The sequence below is a fragment of the Sphingomonas sp. P2_B6 genome (genome assembly GCF_056404755.1).
Map to the genome: position 1 here is coordinate 14026 of NZ_JBFUDK010000018.1, position 18643 is coordinate 32668.

The 18643-nt window shown below is 63.4% G+C and carries 7 protein-coding genes and 1 pseudogene; all 8 read right to left on the minus strand.

The genetic code is table 11. The features are described 5' to 3' along the window. Nucleotides 1–38 precede the first annotated feature (38 nt). Nucleotides 39–2762, minus strand: a pseudogene (locus AC1DX5_RS20405) (strawberry notch family protein); the annotation flags it as partial. Between the two features lie 426 nt (nt 2763–3188). Next, nucleotides 3189–3734: a hypothetical protein gene (locus AC1DX5_RS20410; protein ID WP_478017108.1), complete on the minus strand. Its 546-nt coding sequence runs from the start codon at nt 3732–3734 to the stop codon at nt 3189–3191. Continuing rightward, a complete protein-coding gene (gene dpdJ / locus AC1DX5_RS20415) occupies nt 3731–8293 on the minus strand; it encodes a protein DpdJ (protein WP_478017110.1) in 4563 nt (1520 codons plus the stop codon). Before dpdJ ends, AC1DX5_RS20410 begins: the two co-directional genes overlap by 4 nt. Continuing rightward, the gene (locus AC1DX5_RS20420; RefSeq protein ID WP_478017112.1) at nt 8290–8970 is read right to left on the minus strand and encodes a hypothetical protein; all 681 of its coding nucleotides are present in this window, start codon (nt 8968–8970) and stop codon (nt 8290–8292) included. The genes dpdJ and AC1DX5_RS20420 overlap by 4 nt, the downstream gene beginning before the upstream one ends. Continuing rightward, the gene (locus AC1DX5_RS20425) at nt 8967–12041 is read right to left on the minus strand and encodes a hypothetical protein (protein ID WP_478017113.1); all 3075 of its coding nucleotides are present in this window, start codon (nt 12039–12041) and stop codon (nt 8967–8969) included. Before AC1DX5_RS20425 ends, AC1DX5_RS20420 begins: the two co-directional genes overlap by 4 nt. Continuing rightward, complete coding sequence (locus AC1DX5_RS20430) at nt 12034–12915, minus strand: hypothetical protein (protein WP_478017114.1); 882 nt, start codon at nt 12913–12915, stop codon at nt 12034–12036. The genes AC1DX5_RS20425 and AC1DX5_RS20430 overlap by 8 nt, the downstream gene beginning before the upstream one ends. Continuing rightward, nucleotides 12912–15350, minus strand: a complete 2439-nt coding sequence (gene dpdF / locus AC1DX5_RS20435) for a protein DpdF (RefSeq protein WP_478017116.1) — start codon at nt 15348–15350, stop codon at nt 12912–12914. The genes AC1DX5_RS20430 and dpdF overlap by 4 nt, the downstream gene beginning before the upstream one ends. After that, complete coding sequence (locus AC1DX5_RS20440) at nt 15347–18610, minus strand: SNF2-related protein (protein WP_478017118.1); 3264 nt, start codon at nt 18608–18610, stop codon at nt 15347–15349. The genes dpdF and AC1DX5_RS20440 overlap by 4 nt, the downstream gene beginning before the upstream one ends. Nucleotides 18611–18643: the final 33 nt, after the last annotated feature.

Here is an 18643-nt window from a genome sequence, read left to right on the forward strand (position 1 = left end):
CTTGCTCCGCCCCTGCCCCCTTCGCGGCATGTCCCGCTTCAATCCCGCGACGCGCTGGCAAGCGCGGCGTCGCCGATGGCAGCAAGGATCTCAGCGGCGCGCGCCGGGGGCATGAACAGCCGGGTGCGAAAGGCGATGATTTCCGAGAAGCAGCCGAGCGACAGCAGCCATTCGCGGCCTGCGGGCGGGAAGTCCTTCAGTTCGAGGCGCACCTCGCCGTTCACCCGGGCGCGCCGTAGGCGGGCCGGCTCCAGGCCGGGAATCGCCGCGCCAGCCTCGTCGCGCGCGGCAAGGACAATCTCTTCAGGTGAAAGGGCCAGAGCCATCGTGATGTCGAAGGCCGCCGCCAGCTTCTCGAAACCGGCCGGCGAGATGATCCTGCCGAGGATCGCGGTGCCTGCCGCATCGGTGATCCGCCAGACGCGGACATCGTCGTCGGGCAGCCGATTCCAGACCGGCAAGAGGAGGCCGGTGGCGATGTTGATCCGTTCAATCTCGACGCGCTGCGCCGCCTCTTCGCACTCGACCGCCCATAAAGGCTCGCAGCGTGTCGCATCGATTTCTCGCCAATGGCTCTCCTCGAGCGCACTTCCCCGAATGCGTTCGTTGCCGGTCGGTCGGATCAGCCGCCAGACCGGCAGGGCGTGGCCGTCATCGTCCAGGATCGGCCAGGACGGTACGCGAAGCGCGACCCGGCCCGAGCGCTCGTTGAGCAGAAAGGCAAGGTCAGGCGCGTCCGCCCAAGTCGCGATCGCGCGCGCAAAAGACGTCGCGCTTCGCCGTCGATGCAGCTCCAGCCGCGACAACCGCGTCTCGGCCCCGGTGACCGGGTCACGGCGCAGGCACTGCTCGTCGAGCAGGACGACCCGCTCGGCAACAATTGTCTCGACGCCGATGTCGAGCGTACCCGCTTCCCGCGCCGCGTCGATCCGCGCTTCGATCAAGGCCAGATATTCGTCGAAGATCGCATTTTGCGTCGCGATGCGGAGTGCCAGTAGCCGGTTCAGGAAGCGCTGGATCGGCGGCAGCTTGTCCAGCAGCGCGCCACCTTCGCCGTCCACCAGTTTAAGACCCGTCATCGCCGCGAATGTGGCGAGCATGGTGCTGCCGAGCTTGCCGCGATACAGCAGGTGGTACCACTGGGTCAGCGCTTCCTGGGCATAATCGCTTTCGAGATTGTCGGCAGGGTCGAACAGATTCTGGCCTCCTGTCTGACGCTGCCCCCTGGTCAGGGCGCCTAGCGAGTCGAGCCGGCGCGCGATCGTGCTGATGAAGCGCCGTTCGCCGCGACAATTGGTCGTGACGGGCCGGAAGACCGGCGCTGTCAGCTGGTTGGTCCGGTTGGATCGGCCAAGGCCCTGGATGGCGGTCGACGCCCGCCAGCCCGGTTCCAGCAGGAAGTGCACGCGCCGCCGGCCAGCGCTCCCGCAATGGCGATCGGCATGATAGCTGCGCCCAGTCCCGCCAGCGTCGGAGAAGAGCAGGATCTGTTTGTGGCCGGCCATGAAGGCATCGGCATCCGTGATGTTGGCGCGCGCGCCGCGCGGCTCGATCCGCTGGCGGCCACCGGCACGCACAACAAGGCGCCGGGATCGGCCCGTGACCTCGGCAACGGCGTCGGTGCCGAAATGACCGATCACCGCATCGAGCGCGGTCGGAATCGGCGGCATGCCGCAGAGCCGCTCGATCAGCACGTCCCGCGCGCATAAGGCTTCCTGCGAATGAACCGGATTACCCGCATCATCAGTCATCAGTTCCGACCGAGGATTGCCGTCGGTGCCGGTGAAGACCCGCATCATGCGGGTCGGGAAAGCCGTCTTCAGATAATCGATCATATATTCCCGGGGGGACAATTCGATGTCGAGATCGGCGCGCTCATCGGCCGGCAGGCTCGCCAGGCGACGGTCGAGAAGGGATTCGGCCGTGGTGACCAGCTGCACGATCACATGGTGCCCGGCATCGCGCTCCTGTTCGATCGCCCTGATCAGGCTCGGCAACTTCATCGCGATCAGGACCTGTCCGAAGAAACGCTGCTTGGCGCTCTCGAAACGTGACAGGGCTGAGCCCCTGGCCTGGGCGTTGAGCGATCGCCCGTCCATCCGGTCGACGATGTTGGTCGCCTCGAGCACCTGATCGAGATGCTGATGGATGATGGCCCAGGCATCCGCATAGGCATCATAGACCCCGATCTGCTCCGGGGTCAGGACATGCTCAAGGCTGTCATATTCGACACCGCGAAAGGTCAGCGCGCGGGCGGTGTAGAGGCCAAGCGCCTTCAGGTCGCGCGCCACGATCTCCATCGCGGCAATACCGCCTCCGGCAATCGCCGCCATGAACGACTCGCGGGTCTCGAACGCCGTGCCGCTGCCCCACAGGCCGAGGCGGATGGCATAACAGAGATTCGCCGGATCGGTCGCGCCTGTGGCCGAGGTATAGAGGATGCGGGCGCGTGGCAGCAGATTCTGCAACCTCACCCCGGCAAGGCCCTGCTCAGACCCCTTCTGGCTTCCGAACCGCGTCTCGGTTCCGGCGGCATTGGCGAGTTCATGCGCTTCGTCGAAGATGACGAGCCCATCGAAATCGTCGCCGAGCCAGTCGAGGATCTGGCTGAGGCGCGAGGCCGCGTCATGCCGTTGCGAGCGCAGCGTGGCATAGGTGGCGAACAGGATGCCGCTGCGCATCGCGATCGGCGCGTCCAGGGCAAAGGCATCGAGCGGCTGGATGTCGATCGGTAATCCGCCAAGCGCCGCCCACGGTTCGCGTCGGCGCTGCGCTATTTACCTGCCGCATCAGTGCGATGCGATCGACCAGCGGATCAAACGCAGTGGGCTGTGATTGCCAGCGAAAATACCCGGCCGGCGACCGCGCGATAAGGGTCGTTGCAAATGCGCCCCCGCCTGCCCCCGGCAGCATGATGGCAGGCGTTGCCTCCCAGCCAAAGCTCGGAACCACCCAACAACGCAGGTCCTCGATGAGACCGCGCAAACTTTCCGCCGACGGCGCGAGCGAAACCCAATTGATCTGGGCGGTGCCGCAATATGGGAGGGAGGCAGGCTCCCCGCGCATTGCCGCAAAAGCCTCGCGTCCGATCGGCGAGGCCGGGTCGGGGTCAAGCGCGTCAAAACGATAGGGCGCCGGCAGCCGCGCGGAAATATCGGCGAGGAAAGCCAGGAATGCGGGATCTGCGGTCACGCCATGCTCGCCCAGTTGCGGTCGAATTCGAGATAAGCGTTGGCGAGCTTTGCAGGAAGCGGTTCGCCGGGAGCGGTGTGATAGACCACCTTCTCACCACGCAGATGGACGCCGTGGCGCGTCAGGTTCATCGAGCCTTCGATATAGAAGGAGGGCGCGAGAATACCTTTCTCGTGAAAGCTGGCATGGCCGCTTCGTGCGCTCACCCCGTGCGATTCACGCACGACGGGTATGTCGAGAAAGGCATCCGAGCGTTCATTTCGCGTCGTGACGAGGCGCACCTCCATTCGCTGCCCAAGCAACCCGAGATAATCGGAGAATCGGATCCAAGACTGATCGGCGAGCCTGGGGAAAATCGCCACGACATCCCGAAAGCGATTGTCGAACAAGTTGAAGTCGGTAATCCAGGGGCTGGCAAAATACACTGCGCGGCTGCTCGGACCCTTCAATAACAAGCTCGCCAGCGCCGAGCGCAGCAAGTCTGGCAACGGCCAACCGCCGCCATGCGTCCAGATATCTCGGCTCTGGAGGGGCGCGCTCACGATTGTGACCCCGGCGCGCGCACCGCAAAGCGGATGCGCCACCCACTCCTAGCGCGACGCGCCTGTTCGAGGATCGGCCAGGTGACGAAATACTCGCGGTCCACCGGATCGGAGATCATCCGCTGCAAGGCCCCGGCGATCGCCGGAAGGTCCGTCGCCTCAGCGATTAGATCCACCGCCGCGTGCTGCGATAACTGGTCGCGGACCGCACGCTCCCAAGCCGCACCGTAGAGGATCTGCGGTACCGGTTCCTGGTGAGCCGCGATCACGGCAATCGCCAGCGCCCGCGACGGCGTGATCGAGCGATCGAAGCGGTTGCTGTTTTCGAGGCATTGCGGACAGGACCCAGGGCAATCCGGCAAGAGGAAATCCTGCAGCCGAGCAAAAAGCTGGGCATTGGTCGGGACGCTCCCGGTGAGCGTGCGCACCAGATCCGAGAGCCGGCGTCGCAGCGGCTCCGCTTCGAGGCAAAGATAGGCATAGACTTGAGGATCAATCGCCAGCCCAAGGTGTCGTTCGAGGCGGCGCCAGCGTCGGTTGAGCAACTCGACCCAGCGATCGGTTGCTTCGCTCGAACCGGGGGCAAGCAATTTCCCCATCGTCGAAACGACGCCCGACCGTGACACGTCGAGCCCGCTGGCCTCCATCGCATCGACGAGCCCTGCCTGCGCGCATTCGATATCACGATAACCGCGCGCTGCGCGAACCGCGGCGAAGGAACCTGCGAGCGCTGGATTGGTACGGGCGGAGGTGGCGACCGTGCGGACCTGAAGACTCTGATGATCGCGCGCGCAAAAGCCGAGCGCATGTTCGAAAGCGCGGGTAAAGGCGTTGCCGCCATCGATCGCCATCTGCGCAAAGGCTTCAATCTGACCGATACCGCCGGGCGCTGTTTCCGAGATATAGATCGTCGGATGCGCTCCCTGGCCGGGAGGAGCATCGACGACATCAACAACCAAGTCCGCCTCGCCAATATCGTCGGCCAAGGTCTGGACCGCTGTCAGCAGGGCCTCCGCCAAGGTCCGCAACGTGCGCGTGCGCAGCCAGGCGTCGAAATCCGCCCCGAGGGATGCCCAAAGCAATTGTTCAAGTGCCTCTACCTCGGCGCTCAGCGTCGGGTCTACCCATATCGCCTGCAGCTTGTCCCGCACGCGACCGCCGGCATTGGGATCGTCCTCTATGTCGGTATCGGCGATGCTCGTCATGCGCGTGAGCACGCGCCCGAGTTCCGCGACCCGCCGTCCTCGCAAGTAAAGCTGGGCGTCGGCAAGTGAGCAGCGCTGCGCGACGGATGTCGCGGTGAGCATGGCGAGGCTAGTCCGCCACAGAGCTTCCAGCACACGCGGGGTCGCCCGGTCGAGCAATGTTTCGGATGATTGGAGGCGGAAGAGCAAATATTCCTCGCGAAGGCTGCCGCTGTCCCTTGTGTCCGCGAAGTTCAGACCATCGAGCAATGTCGGCGCGACACGGATCACGAGAGAATCAACCGTCTGTTCGAACCCGACAGCTTCCGAAACAGACGCCCCCTGCCCCGTCTGAGTCTCGAGAAGTACGCGACCGCGATGTTCGGTTCCGTCGCGGAGCAGGATATCGAAGCGGCCCTCCGTCGTCGATCGGCAGATGCGAACGCCGAAGCCGTCGCCATGCAGGAACAGTTTCGCATCGGTGAAGACGGTTGACCATGTCAGGGGATCGAAGAGCGTGAAATCGCGTCCCTCGCCGAACTGCTCAATGTCACTCAGCCAGCGCCACTGCGCATTCGCGCTGTCCTTCACCGTGTGCGGCCGTTGCTCCAGCACCATCCGCAGCGGTTGAAGAACCCCGTTGTCGAGCCTGACGCGATCCGGAAACAGCTGTGCCGGCGCCAGGCTGACGGGAGACGGCGTGCCGATCAGGGCGGCCGAGCCGAACAGCCAATAGCCTCGCTCGTCAGTGTCGACGGAGTAGCGCTTCGACACGCGCCCCGGACACGATTCAGCAAGTTGCGCACTGACCCCGCGCATCTCGCTCAACTTGCCGGTCTTGACGAACTCGACCACAACTTCCGAGGCCGATAGATCGGCGAAAGACGCCGACGGGATGAAGCTCGGCAGCGGTTGCCGTGCGCCCTGATCCTCGCGCTCGTCCGCACGAGTGGGGTCGGCGTAGCGCCAGTCCGCCTCCAGCCGGCGAAGCAGCGCGGGGATCGCATGCCGGAGCACGGGCCGCGGCGCCTCCCACAGAACCGTATCGATCTGACGCTCCAGATCTTCGTCCTCGACCGACCAGAAGCGCTGCGTGTTGCGATAGACCCACACGATGTCGCGCCGGAACTGCGCATAGGTCTCACCTAGCGTGAGCAGGTCGCGCAGCACCACCACCGCGCGGCGGCGCCCTTCGGCGAGATACGGCTCGGGCCTGCGCAGATAGCGCACAGGATCGGGTTGACGGACACGTCGACCGATCCAGTCGATGAGAAAACTCGCCACCTGGATGCGCTGGACATATGGGTTGAGCATCGGAACCTTGATCGGCTCGATCTCGGGTGAGAACAGCTTTTCGCTGTTCTGGAATAGCCACCGGTCACGGCCCCCATCGGACAGAACAATCAATGTCGTAGGGCGCGAACCTCGGCGACGTCCCGCACGCCCTTTGCGCTGCAAATAGGAAGCGAAATTGCGCGGCGCCTTGTGATGGATGACGACCCCAACGTCCGGATCGTCATACCCGACCTCGAGGCTCGCCGTCGCCACGATGATGTCTGCGAGCGTGTCGGCTCCGGGATCCTGGGAACTGGTGCGGCTGACCACCGCGCTTTGCCCTAGATCGTGACCCAACAGGTCCGGCAGAGTCCAGATTTGACCGTCGCGGTCCATCGCCATTTCTTGCGCACGCGTAACGCTCCGCCCCGAGCGCGCGATCGGGAGGCGCAGTTTTGCCAGCTGCTTGCGCTCCGCATCGCACAGGTCCGGATGCCAACGATTGAGGCTGTCCAGCTGGTCGGTGAAGCCAAATACCTTGCGCAGATAAAGGGCCTGACCGGCCAGGCTTCCGCGAGCAGGATAGGGTTGGTGGCGCGGCTGCTGGAGGCGGACCATCAGCATCGCGGCCTGAATGGAGGTCGCGAGCAAAGAGGCATTGAGCGTCGGGTCGCCTTTGGCGATGATAGTATATTCCCGTCCTTCGGGATCGAGTTCATGCGCGTCAGGCGTGCACTCGACGATGCGATCGGCCCGCACACACCCGACCGTGCTCAAATGCTGGGGAGCATCCTTGAGTGTCGCCGACAGCCCCACGACGTGAAGGCCGCGCGGCCGGGCGGCCTGCCGCCAGCGCGCAATTATCCAAGGCGCCTGGGCACCGCTCAGGCCGCTATAATTGTGCACCTCGTCGAACAGCAACAAGCGCGGCGCATCGTCGACGCCGATACCGAACGTCTGCGCCCAGGCTGGATTGCCGAGTTCACGGTGAAGCATCTCGAGCGAGAGAAACAGGAAATCGGGCGGGGTCGCCTGGAGAGCCTCGCGTGTCAGATGAAGGACGCCGTCCGGAACCTCCGGTCCGTCATCAAGGCCATCGCGCCGATACAGGCAGGTCCGCCCTGCCCGCCGGTCCTCATGCCGCCAGACGAGTTCGCTACGCCCCGGGTGAAAGGGTGCACGCAGAAAAGGCACGATCCAGCCGACGCCCGGAAGCTCGGTCCAGCTGCGCATAAAAGGGCTCGCCTTGCGCCTGTCGAACTGATTGGCCGGCGGCAGATCTCCCATCAGCGCGCCAAAGGTGGGCATGCGCAGGCCGAATTGGGCGGTGACACCGGAAAGCTTCCCCGCCTCCGCGATGGCTTCCCGCAACTGGTCAGCGAGAAGCACGTTGCGGGGATAGACCGCGATCACCTTGGTGAAGGGCCGAGCACCGCGCGCGAGTTCGGGCGCAAGGGCGGTGAAGGCGGGTACGTAAAAGGCTTTGGTCTTGCCCGAACCGGTGCCCGCAGAGACAACCGTTCCACTGTCACTGGCGGCGCCATAATGTGCGAAGATGCGCTCGAACGCGCGGGTCTGAAAGCCGGCGAAATCGAACCGCGAGCCGTCGCCTCGTTGCGAGAGCGCGTTGAAAACCGCCTGCTGGAGGTCCGGCCGCCGCGCTGCCGGGCGCAACCGGTCCCAGGCAGCATCCGCGGTCTCGCTCAATCGGGGATAGCGGCGCGGCGCCAGGTGGAGTTTCAGGTCCGACACGAGCCGCGGTCCGCTCGCCCAATCATCGTCCTTGAAACGCTGGCGCAGCAGGGCGAGCAGGCGGAGCCCTTCCCCGAACCGCGAGCGTACACGCTGGGAGCCGTCTTCGAGGCGATAGAGCAACCCCGCAAGGCACATTTCTGCGATCAGATCATCGATCGTCCAGCCGTCCTGCTCCAACGCCTCCCACTGCGCGATCAGCGCGACCGGGGCAGCCTCAGTGATCAGCGCTTCGAGATCGGCCGCATCGAAGGCGACGTCGTAGAAACCCCAACGTTGAACCCGTTGCTCACGTTCTTCGACAAAATTGAGGAAGTCGGCAGCGAACGCCGCGCTCGGCTCGCTCACACCAAGGTAACCCTGAACATATCCGCGATCGTCGGATTGGCCGCTAGGAAGGTTTTTACCTCGGGAGGATCCAGGTCGCGCAGCTTCGCTGTGCCGCGCGTGGCCTTAATCACCAATTCACCTACCGGCCCTGTCAACCCAAGCGCCGCGATCGCTGTGGGCACGGCCTCGGCAGCACTCGCAAACCGCGCAGCCTGCTCCGGGCTTTCGGGCGGTCTTTCTGCAAAGTCACTCAAGTCCCGGAGCGCGGCAGCCAAAGCCGGCGTACCCGGCAGATTGGCACGTTCAGCCGCGTTCACCAGTGGCGTGTAGCGCTGAATGCGCTGACTTACATAAGCGCGCCAGTCGCTCGTAAGGAGGGTCGCGGCGTTGGCGACCCGCTCGACCAACTGTGTCAGCGATCGGTCGGCCTCGGCGCCGATCGCACCGTCCTTGCCGAGCAGCTTCGTCAGCGTACGCGCCTGCCCGACGGCAGCGTCCAGATGTTCGAGTGCCTTGGTAACGTTGGTTGACGGCACCCGCGCAATGGCGGCAGCGCGGCGGCGCTGCCGAGCATAATCCTGCGTATGTTCGGCGAGCTTGTTCCGCATCGCCTGTAGCGCTCCCAACTGGTCACGCAACTTCGCCTTTTCGGGAAGTGCGGCGATCTGGCCTGTCAGATCAGCGATCCTGTTCATGCGGCCGCCGCCGCTTCAGAAGCGGCAATAGCCTCGAGCGACGCCACAATCTCCGCCCGCAACGCCTCAGGATCCCCGTCGGCGGTCAACTGTGTGTGGCGGTTTTGCGCATAGGTGCGAACGCGCGCGACAAACTTGTCGCACCGTTCGACCTGCGTCTTGACCAGACTGAGTTGCTCCGGATCGAACAACAGGGTGGCCCGCTCAGAACCGCTCGTGACCAACTGTGCTGCCCTGAGCACCGTCTCGGCCATGGTGGAACCGCGGTCGAACAATTTGTCCCGACGAAAAGCATCAAGATCCTCGACTTGCCATTGTTTGGTGGTGCGCAAAGTATCGCACAGGGCGCGCATGCTTTCGAAAAAGGCAGGGATGTCGGCGTGCCCAGCCTCGAAGCCATGTCGCTGCAGCACATTATCGATCTCGGCGACCAGTGCGCCGATTGCGTCGCGTTCATAGACCAGCGCCTCCGGGAGAGTTCCCCATTTGTCGAGACCCTCCAGCGGCGAATAGCGGGTCTTCCAGAAGCTCTCGAAATATTCTGCCGGCAAGCCTGGGCGCCAACCCTCCGCGCGCGCCGCCGGGACACCCGAAAGCAGCTTGATCGGATCGATGACGTTTATGCCCCCGCTACCCTGAGGCACAGTTGCTTCGGCGAAAAGGAATTGCTGAACGCTGTGCCGTCGTTCCGGCAAATCGGCGAACAATTTGGCGAGTTGAGGACTGAGCGCTTGTGCAGCGCGCGCACTGTTCGGGCCGGCCATGCTGGCAATGATATCACTGGTCGTGTTCGGCAGGTCGGCGCGTCGTTCAATCATCGCGGCGACCGCGAGGAAGCTGCTTGCCTGCAAAACCGGACGGGATGGGTCGAGGTCGGGCGGATTCATTTGCGCCAGGACTTTGGCCTCGTGCGTGCGCAACCACCGCGCGACCATTCGTTTGTGCCGTTCGCCATCGGGGAAATTCCAGCCATCGTCCCCGATCAGACGATAATGTGCCAGCGCCGCCACGAGATCGCGTGTCTCCTGCGTGCGAGGAAGTTCGATAGCGAACGGTGCGGCCGCGGCCTGGGTCGCTGAGCCTTCGAACCGGATAGCGCGAGCCGTTGCGTCCTTCACAAGCCGATGAGCGCTTCGCGCCGGGTCCCGCACATCATCGAACGGCAGCGCTCCCTTCAGGAAATTGATCACCAATCCCTGAAGGTCGCCGGGATTGAGAAGAGGCTCATTGCTTACCCAGCGATCCAGGCGCTGCAGCGCATTTTCGAGCTTCGCCTGGCCGGGATGCGCGCGCGCAGCCGGCGAAACGGGCGTAAGCGGCGAAACCGGCTGAAGCTTCGCGGGCGTTACCTTCGGAGCGCGCGAGTTATCGACCGCGCTGCTGAAGGCTTGCATGCCGAATGGCGCGAGCAGCGGCTGCAATGCCGCCGCAAGCTCGTCAGCGTCCGCCGCTGGCGCCCAGGCTTGCGCCAGCATGCGCACGCGCTCGCGTTCGCCGACCGACCAGCCTCCAAGATAATGTTCCGTGAAGGTCTGCCACCCCTTGGGGAGGGGGCTTTCGACCGGCAGTGTCAATGCCGGATGCGCGCCCTCCGCGAGCGCCATCGTGTGGTAAAGAACGGGCTTAGCGATATAGTCGAGAAGGCTTCTCTGGGTCTGCAGGACGCCCGTCATCCGCACATCAAGCTGCTGCAGCAACGTGAAAGCGGTTCCAGGCCTAAACGGGAAAAGACCGATGACAACCTTGTCGAGTTCAACAGTCCCGAACACCTTGTGGCATGTCTCGCGGACCGGACAACCTTCACAGGCCGAGATCTCAACGTCCTGCCCGCGCTGGCGCTCGGCAGCGATCGCCGCAACGTTGACGTCGGCAAGGCGCGCGGTGTTGAGGTAACGACCGATAAAGCGATCTACCTGACCACCATCGCTCGCCCAAGCAGAAGCGCCGCCATCCGGCGGAAAACGAACGATGAACCCGCTTCCGGCGAAGCGTTGGATCTGGTTGTCGCGCAGACGCCCGAACGCCTGTTCCGTCATGCCGAGCACCGCGGTCAGGTCGCACAGGCTGGCATCGTCCTGCGGCTCGACGGCATTGACGATTTCATCGTCGAGTACCGAGAGCGTTGAGACGTCCTCGATGAGGAGCACCAGTCGCTTGCCATCGCTGCGGAGCTCTTGCCGGATCGAACGAAGGATGCCGCCCAATTGCTGATTGCCGAGGCCGGTCAGGTCGCGAAGCGCCGGGCGCAGCACCTCGTTGCAGACCACGGCGGCGCGCTCTGCAGACTTGGGCGCGTCCATGAACTCATCGATCAACCGGTGAACATTTTCCGTATTCAAACCGCGGCTCGCAAGACGCGGTTCGGTGATCTGAAACTCGTCCGCGCTGAATTGCGGCGTGCCCTCGCGTTCGCGCACATCACTCGGGCTGATCAATTGCTGTACGTTGCGATCGATCACACCACCCGGGCGGCAGAGCCATTGCCCGAAACCCTCGGCGTGAAAGGCTTCGGACAAATTGCGTATCGTACGCGGCAAGGGCTCCTTACCAGCCTCGTTCCAGCGGACGCCAAGCTCGAGATAGAAGGCATTGGCGAGTTTCTGGCGCGCTTCCAGTTCAGAAATGCGATCGATCGCCTGGCGCACGGGCTCCAGATACCGAGTGAATTTCTCGGGCAACTGCTGCACCAATTGCTCGAGCGCATCCTTGAGACTGCCGGTCCGTCGACGGATCAGCACGGGGACGATGTTGTCGAGCGCCCCGGTGCTCAGCGCATGGTCGAAGCTGAGCTTGATCCAGTTGATCAGGTGCGACTTGCCGGTCCCCGGTGCGCCGTGGACAAGCACGACATTCTCGCGCGACCGCAAGCGCGTCAGCCGTTCAAAGATCTGCTGGTCGGTTTGCTTGCCGCTGCCGATCACGTCGACGTGATTGATCGGCGCATGGCTGGCGAGAAAGCGCGGCGCACTCTCGTCGCCCATCGCCGCAATCGTTCGGATCGAGGCCTCGAGCGTCTCTGCAGTCCAGCAAGGCTGCCCGAGCCTGCCCGGTATCTGAATCGGCTCAACCACCCGTGCGCTCCTTTGCAGCCGGGAAGGCCACGGAGACGACACGCTCCGAGCGAAGATATTGCGCATCGCGCGGCGGTGAGGCCGCAGCGATACTCCAACCATCGCTGTCGAGGGGACAATCAAGCGTCAGAACCGCATCAAGATGCAGGTCGATCAGTGCATGGCTGAGACCAAGACTACAGCTCCGCTCGGGCCGAGGCACCATTTGGTTCGCTTGCACGAACATCCACCCGCCATCGAGTTCAGGGCAGTGGCGCGCGAGACGCTCCATGAAGGCATCCGATGGCAGCGACTTGTTCTTTTCAAAGATGCGGGGCAGCACGCGGCGCAACCGGGCATAAGGGTTGGGGTGAAAGCGCCCGTCCCCGTCATGCCAACCCAGGCCCGCATAGCGAAACCAGCGACGCATGCCGCGATATTTTTCGGGATTGAACCGGTTCTGCTGCCGTTCCCCACCGAACAATTGGGCCTCAAAATCTTCCTCGAACTGTTTAGCGGCTGGCGGCGAATCGGCCGCGGACAGGTTTCGGCCGAGGAGAAAGGCATAGAACAGCCCGAACCAAGGCTCGACCTTGGTGTCGAGCAAGACGATGCGATCGAGCGCGTCGAGAAGCACATCGCGCGGTGATCCGGCCCGCCGCGACTCAACAGGGCGGATCTGCCCGTCAGGACTGGTCTCGATGAGTTCGAGTTGCCGTGCGGCGGAAATTATGTCGCTAGCCTGGTCACTAACTTCAGTCCGATCGGGCAAGCCCTTGGGCTGCAGCATATCCCGTGCAATCTGTGCGTCGAACCGTCGGTCGGTCATCGAGCGTACGACCTCGAGAAACATCTCGACGCGGTTCGGGGTGGCGGTCCGGTCGGTAAACATCAAACGCTAGCAACCCATTGCTTCAAGGTAGGATAGAACACCGCGCCTTCATGGCTCAACAAGACGCGACCATTGGCATCAGTCACCGTGGCATCGACCGGGAACAGATGCGTCATGCGGTGGCCGGTCCGCAATCGCAACAGATCGCGGTTCGGCGTCGCACCGTGCAGGCACAGCAGATGCTCATCCTGCGCCGCGATGAGCGTGTGCGCGGCCGAACTGACATCAAGCCGGTACCAGGCTGGGCTGGTCGCTGGAATGAGCGTGGCCAGTTGCTCACGTAGGGACGGTGCAAGCGCCTCGGCGACGACGAGATGGCGAATGCGGTGGCGCGTGATCAATTCCGCAAGGGCGCGGGAGACCCGCCTGAACCCCATCGCATTGCCGAAGCGCTCCTCGGATAGAACCAGCTCAATCAAAGGTTTTCCTGCTGCTGGCACGTCGAAGTCGAGATGGGGCACCGCATGACGGTCGATCGGATTGTCACGGCACGCCGGGCAGCCGCCACACGCGACGATGGTCTCGTCGCCATATTCGTGGCGCAGCAGCCGGCAGATTTTCTTTTCGCCTGTCAGATAGCTGCGCAGTGCAGTGATCCCGCGTTTGTTTTCAGCAATATCTGCGTCGCGGGCAGGCTTTAGCCGTTCAGCAAGCATCGGATCGTGCGGCGGGAAATGCGGCCTGAGCGTAATCTGCTCGACACGCTCGTCCGGGCTCTCGGAGTCTTCTTCGAACTCCATTTCCTCGAGATCGACGAGTCCGGCGCGAGCCATCATCAGGATCAGCCGCTTATTCCAGCGGATATTCTCGCCGTAGGTTCGGGCTCCAAGCATATCCTGGTGTTTGGCGTTCATCGGCAGCTTGAGCAGTCCGTCTGTCGTCTCGGTGCCCGCCGCGAGCATCGCAGCCCACCGGTCTAGCGTCAGCTTGGCGCCGAGCATCCGCGGCAACAGCCCTTCGGCCACCTCTTCGTCGCGCCTCGTGGGCAGAAGCAGCGCGATGCTTCGCGCGCCGTCCCGCCCGCCGCGGCCGACTTCCTGATAATAGCGATGGACCGTTTCGGGGAAGCAGGCATGTACCACCGCTCGGACATCGGCCTTGTCAACGCCCATGCCGAAAGCGCTGGTCGCGACGATGATTTCGATCTGGTTGCGCCGCCAGGCGGTCAGGATCGCGCGCCGCTCGGTTGCCGAGGTGTCGCCGTGAAAGCAGCGCGCAGCGGTGAAGCCCGCATCGCCAACGAGCCCGTGAAGGCGCTTGGCTTCCTCGACCTCGGTTGTGTAGACGATAACCGGTCGAGGTAGGAAATGTAGCGCTTCGAGCAGGGCTGCGTCGCGCGCCGCGCCGCGTGGAAAGAACTGACGCCAATAGACAATCTCGGGCCGAAGGCGCTGGCAGGCGAACTCGCGCCAGCCTTGGCCGCCAAACATGTCTTTCAGCAGCGCGATGCACTTCGGCGTAAAGGTCGCCGACAGGAGCAACGTACGCAGGCTGCCGCCGCTCATCTCGAGCCATTGTCGACGCCGCAAGGCAAGGAACTGGAAATCGACCCGGAAATGTCCGCCCCAGGAGTCGATGATATGGGCTTCGTCGACCACGAGATTGTCGAGACGTCCGGCGCGGGCAAGCTCGTCGAGCAACTGGCGCAAACTGCCCGAGACGCACGCTTCGGGCGAGGTGAACAGCAGTCGGCAACTGCCGTCGCGCAGCGCCGCACGGACCGCGGTCGGATCGCTCCCGGCCCCTGCCGCCGCATAGGCTCGTGGGCCAAGGCTTGGAAATTCGGCCAGCAAGGTTTGGGCGGCTAGGCACTGGTCAATGGCGAGGGCGGTGGTGGGCACGACAACGATGGTGACCCCGGCGGAGAAGCGAGCGAGCAGTTGCGCAGCGAGGCTTTTGCCCGCGCCGGTCGGCAGCCCCAACAGCGTCGTGCCACCCGGCGGTGCGATCAGCGCCTGCCAACAGGCTTCCTTCTGCGCCGCCGAGTGCCAGGTCTGAATGCCACCGATCGTATGGAGCCAGGGTTCCCCAGGCAGCCGTTCGTCAGGCAGCGCCGGTTCGGGAACCTGATCGAGGCTTGTCGCGGGCTTCCAGAGTTCACCTTCCAGCCAAGATGGCGTATACGCCTGGGCCACCAGAACGCCGCTGGGCGTGACGCTGACTCCGCATGTTCCAGCAGCATGGGCAAGGCCCGGCGCTAGCGAGCCGACAAATTGGCGTCCTTCTGCCCAGCGCGCGACCTGCCGCAACAATACTCCGTGATCGAGCGTGATCTCCGGGCGCTCCAGCAAGAGTTTCAGCATTCGCCACTGCGCATAGTCGAGCGTCCACGACTGGGAAGGGCATGCCGGCAAGGGCCCGACAAAAGACCCATGCACCACCGCGTCGCGGAAGGTCTCATCCAGGCTCGGGGCGAACGCCGCCGTGCTTGCCATCATCGCCCTGCATTCACAGCGAGAAAGCCCAACCCGTCGATCTGTATCGACCAGTTGGCAATGACGGCGTCGTAGCGTTCAAGTTCAGTGATCTCGAACGCGCTCGCCTCAGCAGCGTGGCGTCGCAGATATTCGAGGTTGGAGGCGATCCTCTGACGCTCAGCGGCGAGCCCCTCTTCGAGTCCTGCGGCGATCTGCTCCTTCGCTTTGGGAACCTCGACCTCGAACAAACGCCGCAGGCAATCGTCAAGGTCGCCCAGTTCGCGCTCGGCAAAGCGACGCATGTCGTCCAAGCCCAGCGCCGACCAGCGCGCGCCAGTACCGTCCGGGTTGAGCGATCCGCGCAGGTCCGCAAGCCCCTGGCCATCGACATTCGCCTCCGGGTTTAAGGGCACAAAGACGGGCCGGCGACGATAACCGAAGAGAGCATCGGCCAGGTTCAGCAAGCTTGGCGACATCTCGCCTTCATCGCCCGACGGGCGCGCCGTGATCACCGCCTCGATGCCGACAAACTTGCTGTGCCCGGCCGCCGTCACTGCAATGGCATAGGTTCGTCCCGTCAATTTCTCCGTGAGCGCGTGAACGACCGCATCCACCAACGGGTTGCCGTAGTTGAAGAATTCCACGTCACGACGCGTCTGCGCGATCGCGCGTCGAAAAGTCCCGATCCGCTTGCCCAGGGAGCCGGCCTGATCGCGATCGGTGATCGCAACCTCGCCGTTGCGAATCTCATCCGGGCGAAATCCCCAAAGCCCGCTTTGGTGCTCCCGTGTGGCATGAGTCCAGACAGCGTTCTTGTTCGAGATTTGCTTCACATAGGACGTGAAACTCGTCTCGAAGACGCTTTCGACATCATCGCCGGAAACCCGCAGAAATCGTTCCGCGCGCCCCGCATGATAGGATGCCTCGTCGAGCAACGCCTCGCTCTCGTCTCGCATGCGTTCCTCGGCCGCGCCTTCCGCAAGAGCAGGAGCAAGTGCGAACAGGGCGTCAGGTCCCTCGCTCAAAGCTGTATCAAGCATCAGATCCTGCAAACGGCGAAGCGCGAATTCAAGGCCGCTCAGCGACCGACGGAACAGGGCCAATCCATCGGCGTAGCAATGCGCAAGCCCTGCTTCCAAAGAGAGTTCGTTGCACAAGACGATGCTTGGAACCTCCGTTGAAACCGCCTCGCGGCCGAGGCGATCGAGCCGCCCGATCCGCTGTTCGATAACCGCCGCCTGCCATGGCAGATCGACATGGACGAGTCCGTGAGCGAACTGAAAGTTACGCCCCTCTCCTCCGCTCTCGTCCGATACCATGACCAGGGTCGTCGCTTCGCTCCGAAAGCGGCGGACATTCTCTTCCTTGACCATGTCATCAAGTTCGGTTCGGAACTCGGTTAGCACCGACGACCCGATGGCCTCCTGGAGGTACGCAACAAGACTGGCTGCGGCGCCGGGAAAGCCTAGAAACACGAGTGTCTTTTCGCCTCTCGCGATCGCATCGCGCAAATAGTCGACGAGGATTGACCAGCGCTCGCGTGATGCCGGCGACTGCAGCCATCGACGGTTTGCTTCCTGAGCGTCGCGCAGCAGTCCGGCGTCGAGATAGCCGACCGCCCCTGCGCATACCGTCTCTAGGACACGGGCCCAACTCTCGCCCCCGAGACCAACGACCCCGCCGAGCATCTCGAGGCCGTATGAGTTGACCTTGGCAGGCTTGGCGGCGGCCAGTTGCTTTAGAACAGCCGTGGTAGCGTCCGGGCTCGCAGTCGCCTGCAGGAGGATTTGCGCCAAGGTGCGTCGAACTTCTAACTCCACATCTGTCCGCGCATAGACATCGACGAGCAGACGCTCCACCGCGTCCACCGCGTCGACCTCCACCTGGTCGGGTCGGTAGTTTTTGATCGCACCGGTTCGTCGGATCGCGGTCAGGCGATCCTCACTGATCAAGCGCTCTCGCCGATTGCGCAAAAGTCTGCGGTTGACGCGGTAGCGGTCAGACACCGCCATATGGAATCGTGCGCCCAGCGCGCCGGCATGCTGCGGCTCCAGCGCAATTGCCTGACGCAGCGCAGTCAACTCGGCATCGTCCGCCAGGATCGGCACGGACAGCAACCGGTCGAGCCGATCCGCGACATCCTCAGCGCTGGCTTCGCCCTGCTCCAGATCCTTCAGGTCACCCGACAAAAGGTTGAGGCGTCGGCCGAGCGCTTCCTGAGCGTTATAGATTTCGAGGAACTCTGCCTCTCCGCGACCATCAGCGCTGTAGAGATCCGGTTCGAGCAAGGCGAGCAGCTTGAATAGCTCCTCTTCTCGCCGGCGCATCGGCACCGCGCTCAGCAGCAGCAGGTCGCGGCACTCGCGGGAAAGAGCCTGAACCAACTGATAGAGATGGGGCGCATTCAGAAGATGATGAACCTCGTCGATGATCACCATGTCCCACTGAGCATCGAGCAGGTCATCCTCGATCGCCGCCAACGCGAGGCCGGTCGAGCAGATCACCCTTTGCCACTTGTCGAGATTGATATTCTCGAGCGGATGCAGGTCAGCTAGGCGAAACCCTTGGCCCCCAAAGCTGCTGTGCATTTCGCACAGCCATTGCCGACAGAGCGGGCCGGGCGTCAGAATTAGAATACGTGCGTCGCTACGCCGGGCCAGCAAATCGTGAAGGATAATCCCGGCCTCGATCGTCTTACCCAAGCCAACCTCATCTGCTAGGATGTAGCGCCTAATTGGGTCGAGGATGACCGTGCCCGCAACAAAGGCTTGGTGGGGGTGCAGATCGACCCTGCTGGCAAGCAATGCATGCAATCCGCCGACCTGCCGGTTCATCCGACTTAGCGCGATGAGGAGCTTATGACGCGCATGAAAGAGCGCGTACGGATCAACGCGGCCCTCGCGGAGCCGACGCTCCAGGCTATCTCCAAGCCCTTGCGCGAGCGGCGTCAGGGCGACCTCGGAAACTCGTGCGGCCAATCCGTCCTCGCGATAAGTGACAGAATACAAAAGCGGCTCGTCGCTGTTCTCGGCCGGTAAAGCATGGACGATGTCGCAAGCGCCGCGGGGGCCAATCGCGAGATCCCCGGTCGAAAGGCGCAGACGTTGAAAGTCGGGGCCTTCCACGGCTTGCCGCGTAAAGGTCGCGCGCTTCCCGGTGTCGCACAGGAGAACATCAATTTCATTGTGTCGAATCTCGATGATCTTGCTGCAGCCAAATCGTGCATGCTGCAGCAAAATGCCGAGTTGAGCCGCCGACGATCTAGGGACGAGCCGGCTCACCACTATCGAATGATGGAGGGGCGACTTTCATCG